General features: G+C 50.2%; 15 protein-coding genes and 1 rRNA gene. All 16 read left to right on the top strand.

The features are described from left to right. The first annotated feature begins 20 nt into the window (after window positions 1-20). On the top strand, window positions 21-380 hold the full coding sequence (locus GGC63_RS31870) for an STAS domain-containing protein (protein ID WP_192705716.1): 360 nt from the start codon (window positions 21-23) through the stop codon (window positions 378-380). Between the two features lie 338 nt (window positions 381-718). Next, window positions 719-1825 (top strand): ABC transporter ATP-binding protein, encoded by a 1107-nt coding sequence (locus GGC63_RS31865; protein ID WP_192705715.1) that lies wholly within the window; start codon window positions 719-721, stop codon window positions 1823-1825. Continuing rightward, window positions 1818-2531 (top strand): ABC transporter permease subunit, encoded by a 714-nt coding sequence (locus GGC63_RS31860; protein WP_192705714.1) that lies wholly within the window; start codon window positions 1818-1820, stop codon window positions 2529-2531. Before GGC63_RS31865 ends, GGC63_RS31860 begins: the two co-directional genes overlap by 8 nt. 42 nt (window positions 2532-2573) lie before the next feature. Further along, window positions 2574-3965 carry a GldG family protein gene (locus GGC63_RS31855; protein WP_192705713.1) on the top strand — a complete coding sequence of 464 codons (1392 nt, stop codon included), beginning with the start codon at window positions 2574-2576 and terminating at the stop codon, window positions 3963-3965. Then, window positions 3962-4936, top strand: a complete 975-nt coding sequence (locus GGC63_RS31850; RefSeq protein WP_192705712.1) for a DUF4340 domain-containing protein — start codon at window positions 3962-3964, stop codon at window positions 4934-4936. The genes GGC63_RS31855 and GGC63_RS31850 overlap by 4 nt, the downstream gene beginning before the upstream one ends. A 138-nt stretch (window positions 4937-5074) precedes the next feature. Then, entirely contained in the window at window positions 5075-5317 is a 243-nt protein-coding gene (locus tag GGC63_RS31845) for a hypothetical protein (RefSeq protein ID WP_079914305.1), read from the top strand. 23 nt (window positions 5318-5340) lie between these two features. Continuing rightward, window positions 5341-6315 carry a spore coat protein gene (locus tag GGC63_RS31840; protein WP_192705711.1) on the top strand — a complete coding sequence of 325 codons (975 nt, stop codon included), beginning with the start codon at window positions 5341-5343 and terminating at the stop codon, window positions 6313-6315. A gap of 234 nt (window positions 6316-6549) precedes the next feature. After that, window positions 6550-7257: a response regulator transcription factor gene (locus GGC63_RS31835; protein WP_192705710.1), complete on the top strand. Its 708-nt coding sequence runs from the start codon at window positions 6550-6552 to the stop codon at window positions 7255-7257. Beyond that, on the top strand, window positions 7254-8330 hold the full coding sequence (locus GGC63_RS35255; RefSeq protein ID WP_192705709.1) for a sensor histidine kinase: 1077 nt from the start codon (window positions 7254-7256) through the stop codon (window positions 8328-8330). The genes GGC63_RS31835 and GGC63_RS35255 overlap by 4 nt, the downstream gene beginning before the upstream one ends. A gap of 121 nt (window positions 8331-8451) precedes the next feature. Further along, entirely contained in the window at window positions 8452-9231 is a 780-nt protein-coding gene (locus GGC63_RS31825; protein WP_192705708.1) for an ABC transporter ATP-binding protein, read from the top strand. Beyond that, on the top strand, window positions 9206-11146 hold the full coding sequence (locus GGC63_RS31820; protein ID WP_192705707.1) for an ABC transporter permease: 1941 nt from the start codon (window positions 9206-9208) through the stop codon (window positions 11144-11146). The genes GGC63_RS31825 and GGC63_RS31820 overlap by 26 nt, the downstream gene beginning before the upstream one ends. A 174-nt stretch (window positions 11147-11320) precedes the next feature. Further along, window positions 11321-12034 (top strand): heptaprenylglyceryl phosphate synthase, encoded by a 714-nt coding sequence (locus GGC63_RS31815; RefSeq protein WP_192705706.1) that lies wholly within the window; start codon window positions 11321-11323, stop codon window positions 12032-12034. Between the two features lie 16 nt (window positions 12035-12050). Then, the gene (pcrA, locus tag GGC63_RS31810; RefSeq protein ID WP_079914312.1) at window positions 12051-14393 is read left to right on the top strand and encodes a DNA helicase PcrA; all 2343 of its coding nucleotides are present in this window, start codon (window positions 12051-12053) and stop codon (window positions 14391-14393) included. A 51-nt stretch (window positions 14394-14444) separates the two neighbouring features. Further along, the gene (ligA, locus tag GGC63_RS31805; protein ID WP_192705705.1) at window positions 14445-16463 is read left to right on the top strand and encodes an NAD-dependent DNA ligase LigA; all 2019 of its coding nucleotides are present in this window, start codon (window positions 14445-14447) and stop codon (window positions 16461-16463) included. A gap of 67 nt (window positions 16464-16530) precedes the next feature. Further along, on the top strand, window positions 16531-17535 hold the full coding sequence (locus GGC63_RS31800) for a DUF1835 domain-containing protein (RefSeq protein ID WP_192705704.1): 1005 nt from the start codon (window positions 16531-16533) through the stop codon (window positions 17533-17535). Between the two features lie 268 nt (window positions 17536-17803). Then, a 16S ribosomal RNA gene (locus tag GGC63_RS31795) occupies window positions 17804-17893 on the top strand; the annotation flags it as partial.

The raw sequence follows: 17893 nt of genomic DNA, 5'->3' as shown, positions 1-17893 counted from the left end.
TAACGGGGGGCTGAAACGGGATGAGCTTAAGAATAAGGACAGAGGGGCCGGCTCTGATTATTGACTTCGCAGGAGCGGTGGATCAGCATGCGGAGGAACGGTATCTTCGTCATCGTGATTGGCGTCAAGGTTTGGGAGACGGAAGACGCACGCTCATTTTGAACTTTAGTGAAATGAGCTTCATACACATCACCGGAATCACGATGTTAGTCCGCCTGGCGCAGTACGGCGAGGAAGGGCAGTATCAGACCTTTGCATACGGCCTGTCGGAGCAGTATCATAAGCTCTTCCGCCTCATTGGACTGACACAGCATATGATGATTTACCCGGATGAATATACGCTGATGCGAAGATTGAAATCGCTGGAGGAAATTTCGTAGCTTCAAACTCTAATGGTTGATTTTACAATATGGTTCGTCAGAGAGGCTGGTTTTTAACTGAGCCGCCGAAGAAGATTCCATTCATACCCACCTTGGACGTATCCTAATGGATAGGTCTTTTTTTTGCATTATGGCTCCTATACGATAGGGCAAGGAACTATGTGGTGCAAAATACTATATATTTGTTCACAATTTGGACACATTTTTTTAAGCTAATTTTCAGATTGGTTTAAGCTGCTTTTATTGTTTTATTTGTATATTGTTGGGGGTTAAGCAGTTGTCATAATGGAAATGGCTTAAGTAGGCGCATATTTCGTTTCGAATGGAGGTTTTCATGCGTGCTTGAGGTAAAGCAGGTAAGTAAGCTGTACGAGAATCAAAGAGGGGTCCACAACATTGATTTTTCCATGAGCCGTGGCGAAATCGTTGGTTTTTTGGGACCGAACGGCGCAGGAAAAACGACTACGATGCGGATGATCACCGGCTATTTGAATCCTACGATGGGATCCATTGCGATCGACGGGTTATCTATGGCCAATCATCCGAAGAAGGCAAGACAAAAGATCGGATATTTACCTGAAACACCTCCGTTATATCCGGAAATGACGGTGGAAGCCTATTTGAAGTTCATTGCCGATTTGCGCGGGATTCCCGGAAGAGAACAGAAAAAGCGCGTCGGAGAAGTCATTGAACGGCTTGGGCTTCAGGGCCGTGAACGGCAGATTATTCGCGGACTGTCCAAAGGGTATAAGCAGCGGATGGGATTGGCGCAGGCCATTCTGCACAGTCCGGATTTGCTTGTGCTGGACGAGCCGACTTCGGGCCTGGACCCGAAGCAGATTATTGAGATTCGCCAGCTGATCCGAGAGCTGGGCGAGAATCATACGGTGCTGCTGAGCACGCACATTTTGCCGGAAATCAATGCGCTGTGCAACCGCGTATTGATTATTAACCAAGGCCGCATCGTGATGGACGGCCATCCCGATCAGCTGGCTCAATCGATGGGCGAGCGTTTCGAAGTCTCGCTCGAGGTCAAAGGGCCGCGCCAGGCCATACTGGCCGAGCTGCGCGGCATGTCCGCCATCGCCACCGTGCAGCCGCTGGCGGAAGAGCCCGCGGCCGCTGCACCGGCCGCGGAGACCACAGCTGCGCCCGAGCCGGCCGAGGGCGCAGAAGCCTCGCAGGCTGAGCCTACGGCCGCGCCTGCGCTTGCATCCACGGTCGAGCCGACCGTGAAAGTGCTTGTGTCCGCGAAGGATAACGCGGACATTCGCGAAGAGATCTTCTACCGCATGGCGGAGCTGCGCTATCCGATCTTGTCGATGAAGAAAGAAAGCTTGAGTCTTGAAGACATCTTCCTCAAGCTGACGACCAATGAAGCGACGGAAGCTTCCGACAACGAGTCGGCCGCGGCACAAGAGGAGGAGGTGACCCCGAATGCGTAGAACTTGGGCGATTTGCAGGAAGGAGCTGCAAATGTATTTTTACTCGCCGACCTCCTATGCGGCGTTTGCATTCTTTTTCTTAATTGTAGGGTACATGTTCAGCTCGAACTTTTTATACTCCATGATGATCGACGTGCGTATGGTGACCAGCCCGGTCAGCTTCCTTTATTTGCTCGTGATTCCTTTCTTGACGATGCGTCTTGTCTCCGACGAGCTTCGGCATGGCACCGATGAGCTGCTGCTCACTTCACCGGCCAGCATTACAGAAATTATTCTCGGCAAATATTTGGCCGCCGTCGTCGTTCAATTGCTTTTGGTCGGAGGATGCTTGCTGTATCCTCTCATCATGAGCTCGTACGGCAAGATCGATCAGCCTGTCATGTGGCTTTCGTTCCTAAGCATGTTCCTGCTTGGAGCGGCCATGATGGCGGTTGGCTTGTTTGCATCCACGCTTTCCTCCCACCAAATGCTTTCCGGCTTGGCGGGTATCGGAATGCTGCTTGTGCTGTGGACGATCGATTGGCTGGGGGATACCGTTGCTACGGGACGGTCCAAAGAATATCTCAGTCTTTTTTCTATCGTCACCAGAGGCAGCAACTTGCAAAAGGGTGTGTTGAATTTCGCAGACATTCTCTTTTACGTGACGCTGGCCATTGTGTTTATCGTATTGAGCATCCAGGTGCTTGAAAGAAAACGTTGGAGATAACCGGCTTTGCCTGAAGGCGCAAGGCAGAAGGGGGAAAGGCAATTGAATAAGTGGATTCGCGGAACGAATGCGGTCGTGCTATCGCTTGCGGTAATCGGCATCTTCATCGTCCTGACGATTTTTCTTAACTCTACGAAGACGCTGCAGGTCGATTTGACGCAAAATAAACAATACACTTTATCCGATCAGACGATCAACACGTTAAAATCACTCGACAAAGATGTTCATATTATTGCGTTTACCAGCTCGCAAACGAATTTGACCATGAATCGTGAAGTCGTCGATATGGTGCAGGAATATAAAAAACGCAGCAGTAAAATCGTATTTGACCAGTATGATATGGAGAAGAACCCGGAAATAGCCAATCAGTATCAAGGGATCGACCCTTCCGGCGTCTTGGTCGTCGAAAGCGGCACCCAGAAGAAGATGGTCAATTATTACGACATGTTCCAGGGCTCGGGACAATCCCAATTTGATTACCAGTTCAGCGGGGAGCAGAAGCTGACGCAAGCCTTGGTGAATTTGAATGTCAAGGATAAAATAACGGTGTACTTCTTGTCCGGACACAATGAAACGCCGTTGAACCAAATGACCTTGCTGCAAAGCTCGTTAGAGAACGAGAACTATACGGTGAAGGACCTGAACCTGCTTCGCGAGGGTAAAATTCCTGATGACGCGCAGGCACTGTTCATCATCGGCGCTCAAAACGATCTAAGCGACAAAGAAGCCGAGGTTATCAAGGAATATCTAAAAGGCAACGGCAAGCTGTATATGACGCTTGGATTTACGGAAAACATGGTGACATCCTGGAAAAACCTAGATTCCATCATGGCCCAATATGGCATTACGGACCAGCATGCCGTAGCCGTAGATTCGAAGCAAAGCCGATTGGTATCCCCGCTCACGATTATTCCTGAGTACGGGTATCATGAAATCACCAACAAGCTGCAGGATAATAACCTGCTCATGCAAATGGGGCTGGCCGTTTCCTTGAATGCAGACCCTGCGGCTGCTGATTACAAGGCGACCAGCATTTTGAAGACGACCGACTCTGCCTACGGCGAGACGGATTTATCCGGGCTGGTTAAAGGAAAAACCAGCAAAGACGACAAGGATATCAAAGGTCCTCTGAATTTGGGTTATGTCGTTGAGACCAAAGACAGCAAGCCTAAGGCCGTTATATTAGGCAGCTTTACGTCCTTAAGGGATGACTTCTTCCAGCAGCAGGGCAATCGCGACTTTGCCTTGAACAGCGTAGGCTGGCTGCAGGAGCAAAAAGAACAAGTGACGATTCGTCCGCGTGAAAATCAACAGCAGCCTGCGATGATTACCGGAGGTCAAGCATTAACCATTTTCTACGGCACTGTACTAGTGTTCCCGTTACTCTTCCTCATCGTGGGCGGCACGATTTGGTGGAGGAGGAGAAAAGGATGAAGAGGCTCATTCCGACGATCATACTGGTACTCATTTGCATAGGCGGTTTCTGGTACGCATCCAGCAAGGACTTTTTCAAGGAGAAGCAAGAGCCTGCTGCATCGCTTGCCAAGGTCAATCAGCAGGATGTAGCGAGCTACACGATCAAAACGGGAGATACCGAGATCGAAATGCAGCAGAAAGACGGTAAATGGACTATGATCAAGCCGTCGGCATTACCCTTGAACGAATACAGCGCCAAAGGCTGGATTGATTCCTTTAACGGGCTAACCAAAGAGTCGACTATTGACGCGGAAGGGAAAGAGCTGACCAAGTATGGATTGGATAAGCCGCAGCAGCAGTTTTCGGTGAAGCTGAACAACGGCACCGTCCAAACGCTTAGCGTAGGCAACGCGATGCTCGTTCCGGGTTATGATTATGCCATGCTCAGCGGCTCTCCCGAGGTATTTAAAATCAGTGATTCCCAAGTGAAGTCGCTTGCCAAGACCCAGCTGGATTTGATGGAGAAAAGCCCGATCCGGCTGGAGTATGAGCAGGTAAGAGGCATCACCGTGGAATGGAAGGGACAGAAGTGGACGCTGACCAAGACGGACACGGATAAAAAATCCTACGAAGCGAATTGGAAGCTGGGCGATAAAGAATTGAAAGGCTCTGATGCCAGCTCTTATCTGGATAAAGTGCAGTTCTTATCGACCGAACAGCTTGCCAAACCGGCGGATCAGGTGAAGATGGATACGCCGGAGCTTCGGCTGGAGGTTAAATACGCCGATGCGTCCAATAAAGAGACTACGGTAGTCTACTTGGGCAAGGTGGATAAGGATAACCTGTGGCTTACCCAGCAAGGCGGCCAATGGGCTTACTCTCTGCCAGTAACCTCGATCGAGGAGCTGGCGGATAAGTATAAGCAGCCTCCTCAACCGCCTGAACAACCGGCGCAGTCGCCATCGCCAGAACCGTCGCAATCCCAATAATTAAGGCTTGGCCTATCGCCCCCTCTTGTTATTACAGGAGGAGGGCGATTTTTTTATTCCAACTTTGGAAAGATCCTGCACATAGTTTTCCACATCTTGGGCAACCTAGACTTGTCAAAACGAAAGGAGGACAAATCGATGTTTACTCAGCAAGGGCAGCAACAGCAGCAAGGTATGAACACGGTCAGCTCCAAGGAATTGGCGTACATAACCGACAGCTTGAAAAACGAAGATTTACTGGCTAAATTGGCCGTCCACGGATTGGCGGACTGTCAATCTCCGCAGCTGAAGCAGAAGCTGGCGCAGATTGCCCAGGACCGTCTGCACCATTCCGATCAATTGCTTAGAACGCTGCAGCAGCAAACGCAAATGACTCACTAAATGACGCAGGAGGTGCACATCTGATGTATCAACAGCAAAATTATATGAATCAACCGACCCATCAGCATACGCCGCTTCAAGAGCAGGATTGGGGCAACCTGGTTTTGTCCGAGCTGAAGCGTACGGCCCGTGAATACACGACGGCCGCTTTGGAAGCAACCCACCCGGCGATCCGCCAAACGTTCCAAAGCTTGTCCCAAAGAACGATGCAGGAGCAGGCAGAATTATATCAGGTTTTATCCCAATTGAACGGATATGGTTCTGTACAATCGGCGAATCAGCAGGAGGTTCATCAAGAGATTCAGCAGCAGGTTCAGAAGGTTGAGCAGCTGCAATCCATCGTTCAACGTTCGATCCAGAGCGCCAATATGAATGCCGGCATCATGTACCAGCAGCAGCCGATGTATAGCGCGAACCCTCAATTTCAGCAGCAGCCGTCTTATTCCGGTTATGAAGCAGGCGGCTATGCGGGAATGGGTTCGGGGGCTTACCAGCAGCCATCTTCTCAAGCACAAGGGTATGGACAAGGGGGCTTCGGTTCCGCTTACGGCTCGTCCGTCGGCAGCTCGATACACAGCCAGGGCGGGGCGGGCTTCGGCAGCACCGCGGGAAGCGGGATGACCGGCATGAGCCAGAATCAAAATCCGATTACGCAAAGCATTGCCAATGAATATACCGGCTCGGCTTACAAAACAACGTCTGCAGGTACAGCTACTGGCACGTCCACGCAGTCTCTGGGCGGGTCCTCGACTGCCAAGTATGGCAGTGGTAATGAGTCTTACTCGGCTGTAACGGCATCCGATTCCCGAGGCGGTAACAGCTACAACTGGACGGATGATAACGCAGGTGCAGCAAGCAGCAGTGCGGCACATACAACAAGCAATCGTGGTGGTAACAGCTTTGACTGGCACGATTCCGACGATCAGTCCAGCGCCTCCTCTTCCTTGTCTGCTTCTCATGATAAATCGTCATCCTTCGGCAGCGGAAAGTTCATGTAATACTCCCGAGGGTACCATAAGGCCCCTGCATATATTGCAGGGGTTTTCTATGCGCTCTCCCCCCAAAACCGGAATTTGCTTCGAAGCCTACTGGAATATATAGCAATAGTTCAAGCTCTATAGGTTTTCAACAACAATGCCCCCCTCCGCGGGGTTCTTTTGTTCGCTGCAACCCATGGAAAGCAGTATAATGAAACTGGTTGAAAAAAATGCTTTATTAGTGGGGTGTGTTCCTTGTATCGGATTCTTATTGTGGAGGATGACGATAAAATCGCATCGATTTTGCAATCGTATATGGAGCGGTATGGCTATTCGCCGCAGAGAGCGACTGATTTTCGGGATATCAAGCAGCAATTTATGACACATAAGCCGGATCTGGTATTGCTGGACATTAACCTGCCGCATTATGACGGGTTTTATTGGTGCCGGCAAATCCGGACCGTGTCGAATGTGCCTATTATATTTTTATCCGCACGCGTCGGGGAGATGGATCAGGTGATGGCTATCGAGAATGGCGGTGACGATTATATTACGAAGCCGTTCCATTTGGATGTGGTCATTGCCAAGGTAAAAAGCGTGCTGAGAAGAACCTACGGAGAATATGCGGGAGCGAACCCAATGCCGAGGGATACTATGAATATAGCCGGTTTGATTCTGGATACTTCCAAAAACACGATGGAGTGGAACGGAGTCAAAATGGACTTGTCGCGTAACGAGTTTTTATTGATGAATAGTCTGGCGAGACATGCGGATCGAATCGTGACGCGGGAAACTTTGCTGGAGGCGTTATGGGACGATATTGATTTCGTGGACGATAACACTTTAACTGTGAACGTAACACGTGTGCGCAAAAAGCTGGAGGAGCTCGGCATAGTCAAAGCCATAGAAACGGTACGCGGGCAGGGCTACCGGCTTAATACATCCTGGGGGAGTACGAAGTGAGAGGAATAGACTTTATATCGGACAGGCTAGGCTATATCATCATTTATTTGGTGAATATTGCCCTTGCCCTATGCGTCGTTGAATTGGCTCTGCAACCACAGGGGGTATCGCTCCAAACGGACAATATCGTATATATTATTATTTTATCGTTAGCGGGTGTATGTACTTATTTGCTTATTGATTACGTACGGCAAAGGGAGTACTTTCTCCGGCTGTCTGGGATTCGCAAGCACCATGAGCCTATGGAGCGTATCAGCGGCTTGCCAGTAGGTGTGAAAAAGGAACAAATGATCATGATGGAGCTGATGCATGAGCTGTACAGCGGGTGCGAGGAGCGGTTGGCGCAATACAGAAAGCAGCAGGAGCAGCATGATGTGTTTATTCGACAGTGGGTTCATCAGATGAAAACACCTGTATCCGTCATCGATCTTCTGACACAGAAGACAGAATCCTCGGAAGAGCATGTTCCGCTGACTGTGCTGCAAAGCATCCAGGAGGAGAACGACCGTTTGGCGCATGGGCTTGATATGATGCTGCAGACCGCGCGTCTGGAGAAGTTCGAGCTGGATGTGCATGTGAAACAAGTCAACCTGGAGCAAACGATCCGAAGTGTCATCAATGAACATAAGAGGGCCTGCATTCGACGCGGAGTATATCCCAAGTTGACGGTCGAAGCTGATGTCCGGTTTGTAGAAACCGATGAGAAGTGGATCGCGGTGATCATTAGGCAAATTGTCACCAATGCCATTAAATATGCCAAGAGAACGGCCGATCCGGCAGACAAGCAGCTTGAGATCAAGCTGTCCAAGGGCAAGGACGGGGTCTGCGCGTCTTTTAGCGACACGGGAATCGGTATCCCGGAGCAGGATTTGCCTCGCGTCTTCGAGCCTTTTTTCACCGGAGAGAATGGCCGGAAGGTAGGGGAGTCGACCGGCATGGGCCTTTATTTGGTCAAGGAGCTTTGCCGCAAGCTTGGACATCGCGTACAGATCGCCTCCATCGAAGGGGAGGGAACGACGGTTACTCTGCATTTTCCGCCTTCTTCGGTGCTCCATGACATTCTTACACGATAGAAAGGTGACAACATTGTAAGAAAGACGTCTGTTTTGTAAGGTGAATCGATAGCGGCTTGGGCCCTCCTTTTTTTATACTAGAGGCAGTTACGTAAAGAGTGATCGTAAGGAGGCCATGCACATGGCAGTATTAAGAACGGAGAATTTATGCAAAACCTACGGGTCCAAAAACGGCAATGCCTTCTATAAAGCACTGGATCAAGTGCAGCTGGAGGTTCAGGAGGGGGAGTTCGTCGGTGTCATGGGGCCTTCGGGCAGCGGCAAGACGACGCTTCTTAATCTTCTCGCGACTATAGATAAGCCTACTTCAGGACATATCGAAATCAATGGAACGAACCCTAGTAAGCTGAATAATAAACAGCTTGCTTTATTTCGGCGCAGACAGCTAGGATTTATATTCCAGGATTTTAACCTGCTGGAGACGCTGAGTATAAAAGAAAACATCATCCTGCCTCTCGTGCTGGAAAATACAAAAGCGGCAGAAATCGAGCGGAAGGTTCAGGAAATCGCCGAAACGCTCAACATCACCCATCTGCTGGATAAGCGCACCTATGAGGTGTCCGGAGGACAGCAGCAGCGAGCCGCCATAGCCCGCGCCATGATTCATCAGCCCGCTCTCCTGCTGGCCGATGAGCTGACAGGGAACCTGGATTCAAAGGCTGCCAAGGATGTCATGGAGTCGCTCAAGGAAATGAACGAGGAGCGGGGGGCTACCATTCTTATGGTGACCCACGATCCTTTTGCTGCGAGCTATTGCAAACGAATCCTTTTTATAAAGGACGGCAGGTTGTTCAATGAAATTCGCAGAGGCTCCAACAGGCAGGCCTTCTTCCAGCAAATCCTGGATGCCCTAAGCTATTTGGGAGGGAACTTCGATGACTTTTCGACAGCTCGCTCTTAAAAATATTCAAGGCAATTGGCATCGATACATCGCTTTTTTCCTGAGCAGCACGTTTTCCGTTATGATCTTTTACATCTATGCCTCCTTTATTTTTCATCCCGATGTGGTGAATGGAACGATCCAGGCGGCTGCCAAGGTAAGACAGGGAATGGTGGGCTGTGAATTCCTGATCGTAATTTTTTCGTTTTTCTTCGTGCTTTACGCCAGCTTCGCTTTTTTGAAGACGCGCAAGAAAGAAATCGGTCTGCTGACCCTGTTCGGCATGACCCGATCTCAAATTAATAGGCTTGTGCTTTATGAGAATGTCGCCATCGCCATCCTATCCATCGTCGTCGGCTGCGGTCTCGGCACCCTGTTCTCCAAGCTGTTTTTTATGGCTTTAGCCGAGCTCTTGCAAGTGGATAACCCGATACGGTTTCTTATCGTTCCGAAGGCGCTATTTATTACAGCGATCGGTTTTCTGGTGTTGTTTTTCGCCATTACGCTAATTACATTGGTCGGCATGAGCAGGAATCAGGTCATTGAGCTGTTAAAGGCGTCCAAGCAGCCCAAAACGATGCCGGTATCATCCAAATGGCTTGTCCTTTTGTCGGCGGCTTGTCTTATCACAGGGTATTACTTTGCTTATACTACAACTCCAAACAACCTGGTCGTTGTGATGCTGCCTGTTATCTTTCTTGTGGTGGTGGGCACGTATTTTCTGTTTACCCAAGCGAGCGTGGCGATCTTGAAACGACTGCAGCGGCTGCCTCATATTTACTATCGCAACATCCAGCTGATTACGATCTCGCAGCTTGTCTTCAAAATGAAGGATAATGCCAGAATCCTGTTTACAGTATCTATTTTAAGCGCGGTTATTTTATCGGCGTCAGGGTCGGTATATATGTTTTATCAAGGCGCCCGGGGGCAGATCCTGGACCATTTTCCCCAAACGATCGGTTATGTGGCTAAAGGCTCTGACATTCCTGCTTCTTTGGAGCCTGAGCGGGTGAAAGAGGTTATGTCCCGTCAAGGGATACAAGTGGATCATCAGATTCAAACGGCGGGCATTCTTACCTCTATTCAAATCAAGGCCTTTCATAACAGGGAGATCAAAGCCCTCCTCTTGCCGTATGACCTTTATAACGACCTGGCAAGGCAGAATCAGAGACAAGGCGGCGGCAAGTCCAATATCACCGTTGAACCGGGTCATGCGCTGATCATCAATCCTTACTCCGAATCCGAGGTGGTCCTCTTTGGAAAAGGCGATTTATTGTCGACGACCGCGGCAGGGTCTGAACTAACGCTGCGAATGGACGGCCAGCTGGACGGCGCTATCTTGAACCCTATATTGGAAGCAACCTATATCGTTCTGCTTAACGATAAGCAATTTCAATCCATACTTAGTTCAACGCCGGAGGAGCGAAAAGCCTCTTATATCGGTTACGAGCTGAAGGACTGGGAAAACGCAAACGGGGCCATCAAGGAGCTGGAAGACAGTCTGACTGCCGAGCAGAAAAAGCGGTTCGCCAATCGGACGGAAGCCTTCTGGGGCATGAAGCAGTTCAGTTCCTTAACGCTGTTCATAGGGATGTTTGTCAGCGTATTATTCTTTATGGCGTCCGGAAGCATGCTGTATTTCAAGCTGTTTACGGAGCTGCAGGAGGATCAGGCTCAGTACAAGGCATTAAGCCGGATCGGCGTCTCCATGCAGGAAATACGCAAAATTACGAATATCCAAATCGGGCTCATCTTCTTTATCCCTGTAGTGGTCGGTAGCATCCACGCCGGATTTGCTTATAAAGCGCTAAGTAATCTCGTCAGTATTTCCGTCTGGAAATACGGATTGGCGATTATGCTGATTTACGCGGTGATGCAGCTGTTTTACTTCCTGCTGACACGACAGGCCTATATGAAACAAATGAAGCATGAATAGAGAAACGGACTAGGAACAAGTGTTCCTGGTCTTTTTCTTTTTAAGCCGGCGAAATGTTGGGGAAAATTGGATAAAAACGGATTTGACACGGTATTCCCGGTAGCATAGACTAGCTGTAGAGAAGGTTGAAATAGTACGTTTTGAAAGCGCCAAATCAAGAACGGAGGCCGTGCATTGCATTCGGATTTTAAGCAGTGGAGTCATATGTTTAAGCTGGACCCGGACCGGGAACTATCGGATGAATGGCTGGAAAAGGTATGTCTTTCGGGAACCGATGCCATTATGGTTGGAGGCTCTACAGGGGTTACCTTTGACAATACAGTAGATCTTTTATCGCGGATTAGAAGATACGAGGTGCCTTGTGTACTGGAGGTATCCGATCTGGATGCCATCGTGCCGGGCTTTGACAGTTTTTTTATTCCCATGGTATTGAATGCGGGGAATCCTCAATGGATCGTAGGACATCACCAGAGAGCGCTTCGTGAATACGGAGCTCTATTGGACTGGAGCCAAGTGGCGACGGAAGGATACGTGATATTGAACGAGCAGTCCGCGGCAGCGCAGATAACAGAAGCGAATACGGCGCTGGACATCAAGGATGTCGAGGCCTATGCCAGAATGGCGGACCGCTTGCTGCATTGTCCGGTTTTTTATATGGAATACAGCGGTGTGTTTGGCAATATGGAATGGGTGGCTCGAGTGAAGGGGCTCCTGAAGGACGCGAGATTGTTTTACGGAGGCGGTATTGATAGTCCGGAGAAGGCTTATCAAGCGGCCGCGGCAGCGCATACCGTTATTGTGGGCAATGCCGTCTATGATCAGCCGGATCAGGCTTTGGCCACCGTACAAGCGGTAAGAGAGGCAAAGGCCGCAAGCAATATGCAGTGAAAGGAATTGAAGTACAATGAACGATACGTTTGACATATTTGCATCCATACAAACCTTGAACCCTCAGCAAAAGAAGGCCGTAGAAACCGTAGACGGCCCATTGTTGATTATGGCGGGAGCGGGCAGCGGTAAAACCCGCGTGTTGACGCACCGGATCGCCTATTTGATAGCCACGAGAAAAGCAGCCCCTTGGAGCATACTGGCCATCACCTTTACGAATAAAGCGGCTAGAGAGATGCAGGAGCGCGTAGGCAAGCTGGTGGGCCCCGGCGGCCAGGACATCTGGGTATCTACGTTTCACTCTATGTGCGTAAGAATTCTTCGCAAGGACATATCGCGCATCGGGTTTTCTTCCAGCTTTACTATTCTGGATTCCGGCGATCAGCTGTCCGTTGTCAAGAACTGCATGAAGGAGCTTAACATCGACTCCAAGAAATTCGAACCGAAAGCGGTTCAGGCTGCCATCAGTACGGCCAAGAACGAGCTGAAGACGCCGGAAATGCTCGAGAACCTGATCGGGGACTATTTTGACGGCATTGTGGCCAGGGTGTACAAGCTCTACCAGAAAAAGCTGAAGATGAACAACTCTTTGGACTTTGACGACCTGATTATGACCACGATTCAATTGTTCAAGGAAGTTCCGGAAGTGCTGGAGTTTTACCAGAACAAATTCCAATATATCCATGTAGACGAATATCAGGATACGAACCGCGCTCAATATATGCTGTGCCTCATGCTTGCAGACAAGCATAAACGCATTTGTGTCGTAGGGGATAGCGATCAGTCGATCTATCGTTGGCGCGGCGCGGATATCAGCAATATCCTGAACTTTGAGAAGGATTACCCTAACGCGACGACCATATTGCTGGAGCAAAATTACCGGTCGACCTCGAATATCTTGAATGCCGCGAACAAGGTTATTTCCAACAATGCTGGACGCAAGGCCAAGAACCTGTGGACCGATAAGGGCGAGGGCAATAAAATTCGCTTCTATCAAGCGGATTCGGAGCATGAAGAAGGGTACTTTATCACCAATGAAATTAATAAAAATGTAAAAAACGGCAAACGATACGACCAGCATGCGATCTTATACCGTACGAACGCCCAGTCCCGGGTTATAGAGGAAATATTGATCAAATCGGATATTCCTTATCAGATCGTCGGCGGCATCAAGTTCTATGACCGTAAAGAGATCAAGGATATTCTTGCTTACTTGCGGCTTATTTCCAATACGGATGACGATGTAAGCTTTATGAGGATTGTCAATGTACCCAAGCGCGGGATCGGTGATACGACGGTCGATCGCTTAATGGAGGCGGCAGGCAGACGAGGCATTTCGATGTTCGCGATGCTTGAAGAGATCGATGGTCTGGAAATCAGCGGCAAAGCGAAGAACGCGCTGAGTGATTTCCGCGAGATGATCGACAATCTGAATCGAATGGTCGAATATTTATCTGTCACCGAGCTGACGGAAAAAATGCTGGAGCTCACGGAATACCGGCTGGAGCTGCAGCGTGAGAAAACGATCGAGTCGACGGCCCGGCTTGAAAATATAGATGAGTTCCTGTCCGTTACGATGGAATTTGAAAAGCGCAATGAGGATAAATCGCTCGTTTCCTTCTTGACCGATTTGGCGCTTATTGCCGATATCGACTCGATGAACGATGCCGCGGAGGATGCGGCCGATGCCAATAATTCGGTCGTTCTCATGACGATGCATAGCGCAAAGGGACTGGAATTCCCTATCGTGTTTATCATCGGGATGGAGGAGGGCGTGTTCCCTCACAGCCGCGCTTCTAATGATAATGAGGAGCTTGAGGAGGAGCGGCGGCTTGCCTACGTCGGTATTACCCGCGCGGAACAAGAGCTGTTCCTGACCTGCGCCAGAATGCGGACGCTCTTCGGCCGTACGAACATGAACCCTCCATCCCGGTTCTTGAGCGAGATTCCGGAGGAGCTGCTAGAGGCAGCTTCGCCTGGAGGGACGATAGGCGGCGGCCGGGCGGTCAGCTCCTGGGGGAGCCGGGAGGGCCGTTACGGCAACGGAGGCAGCTTCGGCTCCGCCGGGGCTGGAAGCACCTCTACGGCGGTGCCGAGCAAAGCGGCCGGCTTCCGGCCTACCGTGGGAGGCGCCGCTTCATCCGCTGCACGGCCTGCGGCAACCGCCAGCGGTGGCGCAGCCAAGCAGGTAGGCGACTACAAAATGGGCGATAAAGTCTCCCATGGCAAATGGGGAACCGGCGTTGTTGTCGCAATCAAGGGTGCCGGCGATGATACAGAGCTGCAGATCGCCTTTCCGGCGCCAGTCGGAGTCAAACGGCTGCTTGCCAAGTTTGCGCCGATTACCAAGGAAAGCTGAAGTTAGAATGCCCAGGAACGGATTCTATTTGGAGAGGAAGGTTTTCTTTATATGACGGATGCTCTGCAGGCCATGAAAGCCCTCATCGAAGAAATTAACCATCATAATTATTTGTATTACACGAAGGATGAACCAAGCATCAGCGATGCGGAGTACGATAAATTGTACGACCGTCTGGTCGCTATGGAGCGGGAGACGGGAATTACACTGCCCGACTCCCCAACCCAGAGGGTCGGAGACCAGCTCTTGAAAGGTTTCGATGAGCATAAGCACAGATCAAGGCTGTGGAGCTTGGATAAGGCCCAGAATCTAGACGATTTGATGGCGTGGCATACTCGTGCTTCCAAGCTTGTTAACGACTACAACAGCCGCAATCCGGAGAATCCGCTTCCGCCGCTTTCCTTTGTCGTGGAGTTAAAGTTTGACGGGCTGACCCTCAACCTGACTTATGAGAACGGGGCTCTGGTCCAGGCGGCTACGCGCGGGAACGGAGTGGTCGGCGAGGGCATATTGGCTCAGGTTAAGACAATCCGGTCCATTCCGCTGACCATTCCTTACAATGAAGGCGTCATTGAAATTCAGGGCGAAGGCATCATGAACCTGTCCGTGCTGGAGGAGTACAACAAAACCGCGGCAGAGCCGCTTAAAAACGCCCGTAACGCGGCTGCAGGGGCGCTTAGAAACCTGAACCCTAAAGTAACGGCGGAACGGAAGCTGAACGCTTATTTTTATAATGTAGGCTATACGGACGGCCTGGCCTTTGAGGACCATCGGGAGATGGTAGATTTCCTGCGGGACAACCGTTTCCGGGTGAGCCCGTTCGTCAAATTTTTCGATTCCATCGAAGCGGTCGTGCAGGAGCTGGAAAGCATCCTTTCGATGCGCAATACCTTCGACTTTTTGATCGACGGACTCGTCGTCAAAATCAACGATATGCGCACGCGGGAAGTGCTCGGCTACACCGATAAATTTCCGCGCTGGGCTGTCGCCTATAAATTCGAGGCGGAAGAGGCGGTTACCACGCTCTTGTCCGTATCCTGGGAAGTGGGCCGAACGGGCAAAATTACTCCTGTAGCCAAGGTCGAGCCTGTCGACATAGCAGGGGTTACAGTACAGAACTGTACGTTGAACAACATCGGCGATATCGAGCGGAAGAACTTGAAGCATGCTCTCGGGAGCCATGTGCTGATTCGCCGTTCCAATGACGTGATTCCGGAAATTCTCGGAAAGGCGACAGATGAACAGGACGGCGAAGAAATTGTCTATCCGGAGCACTGCCCTTCCTGCGGGTCCGTACTCGAACTAAAGGGCGCTCATTTGTTCTGCTTGAACCGTTTGGAGTGTAGGCCTCAGCTGATCGGCCGCATTACCCATTTTGCATCCCGTGACGCTATGGATATCGAGACGTTCAGCATCATGACGGCAGAGCAGTTGTATCAGGAGCTGGATGTTCGCGACCCTGCCGATTTATATGACTTGACCTTCGATGATTTAATCAAGCTGGACCGGTTCGGGGAGAAAAAGGCGAACAAGCTGCTCGCCGCTTTTGAGAAGAGCAAGCAGTGCGACTTGGCGTCGTTCTTGTTTGCGCTGGGCATTCCTAATACGGGCAAGACGACGACCAAGGTGCTGGCCGACCATTACCGAAGCCTTCAAAAGCTTATGGAGGCTACGACGGAAGAGCTCGTTACCCTGCAGGACATCGGGGAGATTGTGGCCGAGAGCATTGTCGGTTTCTTCCGCGATCCTGTCATGCAGCGAAGCATTGAGCGTCTGCTCCAAGCAGGGGTGAACCCCGTTAGTGAAGAAGCACCGGCGGTGGTTAATACGGATAATCCGTTTTTCGGCAAAACGGTCGTTCTGACCGGCACGTTGTCCGCCATGAGCCGTGATGAAGCCGGCAAAAAGCTGGAGGCTATGGGGGCTAAGATTACCGGAAGTGTATCCAAAAAGACCGATATTGTCATTGCGGGTGAAAGTGCCGGAAGCAAGCTAACCAAAGCGCAAGAACTCGGCATTCGTATTATTGACGATGAGCAGGAGCTTCTGCAGCTGCTGGGAATGGCATAAGTTTATTTGAGGGGGAGGCGGAACGCCTCCTCTTTGGTTGTAAATCAGGCGAGGAGGGATCAAAGGGATGCTTCATATTGTGAATGGAGACAGCTTTGGATCAACCCTGAAAGAAAGCGGCATAGCGGGAGAGGTTCTTGTATGGCGGGAATCGTTATACGAAGGGCCTCTTTCGGTTACCTTTACAGATCATGAGACAAGAGAAGCGAGGTTGAACTATTTCGCCGCAAGAGGGGTTCCTGCCAATGTCTTTCGCTCCTATACGGATGATCAGGAAAGCAAACTCCGAGATTGCTTTCGTTATAAGGACATTGTGCTTTGGTTTGAGCACGATTTGTTCGATCAGACCATGCTGATCTATTTGCTTCAATGGTTTCATAAGCATGAGTCCCTTCTGGCTAATACGGATCTTTACCTTGTTTGTATAGATTCATTTCCCGATGTGCACCCTTTTAGAGGGCTCGGGCAGCTTACCCCGCAGCAGACCAGGCAGCTGGACGGAACCTGGGTACCGGTATCCAAAGAACAGCTGGAGCTTGCAGGCCGGGCCTGGAACGCTTATGCATCCTGTGATCCTCGCGATCTAATCAAGCTTTTGAAGGAAGATACTTCAACGCTGCCTTTTTTGGGTAGTTCAATGAAGTGTCACCTTGAACGCTTTCCATCAGTCTTTAACGGTCTGAGCCATGTAGAGCAATCTACCTTGGAAGGACTGGGCTCCGGATTGGAACGGCTTCCGGATTTGTTTCGCCAAATATCGGAATCAATCCCTTCCTACGGGCTGGGAGATGTACAGTACTGGGGCTATGTAAAGGGTCTGTACTTAATACCGGAGCCTCTCATTGAAGTGACAGGTCTGCCCTTGCCGGGCTACATGAGCGAAGGGCCAATCGACTTCGGGCAATGGACGGTCAGAATGACTCCTTTGGGCGAACAAGTGATGTCAGGACAAGCGGATTTCGTGGAACGAAACGAAGTGAACCGATGGGTAGGCGGGGTTCATCTTTATGGACAACGAGGGATTTGGCGTTGGGATTCAGCCAATCAGCAGCTTGGTAAAAATTATTTTTAAAAAATAGTTGCATTACCTATCCCGTTTGTGGTACATTACTTTTTGTCGCCGCTGAGGGCTGCAAGGCCTGAAGAGATGACGCAACAAAAAAGTTAAAAAAAGATGTTGCAATAAGATGTCAATTATGATAGGATAAATTCTTGTCACGGCAAAATGAGTGACATAGAAAGCTCTTTGAAAACTGAACAAATGATGTTTGAATGCCAGTATAACATTGTATCATTTTGAGCTTAAGACAAGCTCTAATATAAGTCACTTCGGTGACACTTTATTGGAGAGTTTGATCCTGGCTCAGGACGAACGCTGGCGGCGTGCCTAATACATGCAAGTCGAGCGGTCCCTTCGGGGATAGCGGCGG

It is taken from the genome of Paenibacillus sp. OAS669 (genome assembly GCF_014873645.1).
In the GTDB taxonomy this organism is placed as follows: Bacteria; Bacillota; Bacilli; order Paenibacillales; family NBRC-103111; genus Paenibacillus_S; species Paenibacillus_S vulneris.
The sequence above is the reverse complement of the archived record's forward strand: the minus strand, read 5'-3'. Positions and strand labels throughout refer to the sequence as shown.